This window comes from Candidatus Protofrankia californiensis (genome assembly GCF_900634765.1).
In the GTDB taxonomy this organism is placed as follows: Bacteria; Actinomycetota; Actinomycetes; order Frankiales; family Frankiaceae; genus Protofrankia; species Protofrankia californiensis.
Genome location: NZ_CAAAFT010000435.1, coordinates 14605 through 17040 on the forward strand (window position 1 = coordinate 14605; position 2436 = coordinate 17040).

The following is a 2436-nucleotide window of genomic DNA, read 5'->3' on the forward strand; positions in this document are numbered from 1 at the left end:
CTCAGCCACTTCACCGCTCTGGCCGGCTCCCTCGTCCTGGACGTCGGCGGCGGCCCCGGCTACTTCCGCAGCGCCTTCCGGCAGGCCGGTGCCCGCTACATCTGGGTTGAACCGGACATCTCCGAGATGAGCGCCGGTGGCATCGTAGAGCCGGGCCGGGTGCTCGGCAGCGCATTGGACATGCCGTTCGCCACCGCCTCGGTGGACATCTGCTACTCGTCGAACGTTCTGGAGCACGTACCCGACCCGTGGCGGATGTGCGAGGAGATGGTGCGGGTAACCCGACCCGGCGGTGTGATCTTCCTGAGCTTCACGAACTGGCTCTCGCCCTGGGGCGGGCACGAAACCGCGCCATGGCACTACCTCGGTGGCCACCGCGCGGCCCGACGCTACGAGCGCCGCACCGGGACCTCGCCCAAGAACCTGTACGGCAGCAGCCTGTTCCCGGTGTCGGTGGCCGACGCCCTGGCGTGGGCCCATGGCCACGGCGACATCGACGTCGTCGACGCCATGCCGCGGTACCTGCCGACATGGGCCAAGCCGATCCTGCGGGTTCCAGGTGTCCGGGAGGTCGTCACCTGGAACCTCGCCATGGTCTTCCGCCGACGCTAACGGGCCGAAGAACCACCCTCGGGCCGGTCGACCACTGTCAGATCAGCCGTAGCTGGCGTCCCTGGTTCGGGCGAACCCTGCGGGGCCTGAGCGGACCTGAACGGCGCTCGAGCAATGGTGTGTCCAGGCCGTCCAGAAAGGGCGACGGCCGCACCTCGTACACCTGCCTGCCGCGGCGGGCCGCATATGTGAGCACGAGCCGCTCCCTCGCCCTGGTCATGCCCACGAACAGCAGCCGCCGCTCTTCCTCGTCGCCGTCGCCGTCGCCGTCGCCATCCCGGCCGGCCACTCCGGCCACTCCGGCCGCACCGGTCATGCCGGTCATGCCGGTCATGCCGGCACCGCCGCCGGAGGCGGATGCGCCCGCCCAGCGCAGCGGCAGCAGGCCGTCCTCGCAGCCGATGATGACGACGAAGCCGAACTCCAGCCCCTTGGAGGCGTGCAGCGTCAGCAGCGAGATCCGGTCCGCTCGAGGGTCGAAGGTGTCGACCTCCGCGCCGAGCGCGATCTCGGACCGGAAGCGCTCCAGGTCGTCGCCGCACTCGGTGGCAAGCGGGGTCAGGACGTCCAGCGCGTACCGGATCTCGGCCTCGCCCGGCAGTCCGGCCGGATACTCCGACGAAGAGGACGGAGAGCCGGCCGCAGGCTCCGACGCGGACCTGGTCGGGGCATCCGACGGTGCCCCGGTCATGCTCCCGGCGGATGCCGCGCCCCCGCGCCCAGGCGTCCTGGCAGCGCCGTCGAGCGCGGCCTGTGCCGCCGCACGCAGACGCGCGAGGACGGTCCGGGCCTGCGCCGGGACCGCAGGCAGCGTGGAGACCGCAGGGAGCGCGTCGGCGTGCGTGTTGTCGCCGATGAGCTCCAGCAGGTAGGCGACGCCGGGAGTGTCGGCGAACCGGTTGTGGGATCGGCGCTGGAAGGGAAACCCCTGCCGGTCGAGGGCGTCCATCACCGGTCGGGCCTGGCGGGCCGTGCGGTAGAGCACCGCGATGTCGGAGAAGGACAGCCGAGCCTGCGCCGTCCCGTCCACCCCGGTGTCGAGCGCGTGGAAGGACGTACCGCCCAGGGCCTCCTCGATGAGGCTCACGACAACCGATGCCTCGTCGGCCTCGTCGGCGGCGCGACGCAGCATCACCGGAGCATTCTGCGGATGCGCACCGACCGCGGACAATGTCCGGCCGGGAACCAGGGTGGCCGGTTCGATCAGGCGGACGGCAGCCTCGACGATCCTGGGTGTGGAACGGTAGTTGCGGGTCAGCGAAACCACTCTGGCATCGCGGAAATCATCCCGAAAACGCAGGAAGAAACCCACGTCGGAGCCGCGGAAGGAGTAGATGGCCTGGTCCGGGTCGCCGATCGCGCACAGGTTCGCGGCAGGCCGCATACCGGCGCTGTCGGCCGAAGGACGCTCCGCGCCCTGCTCCGGATCTCCGGCCGAACGCCTGTCCGAAGAGCGGTCCGGCGACGGATCGGTCGACCCGCCGGCGGACCGTCCGGCCAGCATGGTCAGCAGGACGTACTGCAGCTCGTCGACGTCCTGGTACTCGTCGACCCAGACATGCTGCCAGCGGGTCCGATACTCCTCGGCAACCTCGGGGTGTTCCCGCATCACCACCACGGGTAGCTGGACGAGGTCGTCGAGATCAACCAGGTTACGCGCGCGCAGCGCACGGTCGTACTCCTGCGCCACTGTGGCCAGTTCATGCCCGCTGGTGGGCTCACCGAGAGCGCGGGCACGCCGCAGCTGGGCCGTTGCGCGTTGCAGCCGCTGGAGGTTGCGCGCTCCCGACACCGTGCTGGCCAGCATCTCCCGCAGGATCTGCG

The 2436-nt window shown here is 70.6% G+C and carries 2 protein-coding genes; one reads left to right on the forward strand and one right to left on the reverse strand.

What is annotated here, in order from left to right:
• A partial coding sequence (locus DD1DGNOD_RS22545; protein WP_241255924.1) for a class I SAM-dependent methyltransferase occupies positions 1–612 on the forward strand: 612 nt, incomplete at its 5' end.
• Positions 613–649: 37 nt separating this feature from the next.
• On the opposite strand, the gene DD1DGNOD_RS22550 is transcribed toward DD1DGNOD_RS22545, so the two are convergent.
• Positions 650–2436: ATP-dependent helicase (locus tag DD1DGNOD_RS22550; RefSeq protein ID WP_131770995.1), on the reverse strand; the 1787-nt coding region annotated here is incomplete at its 5' end.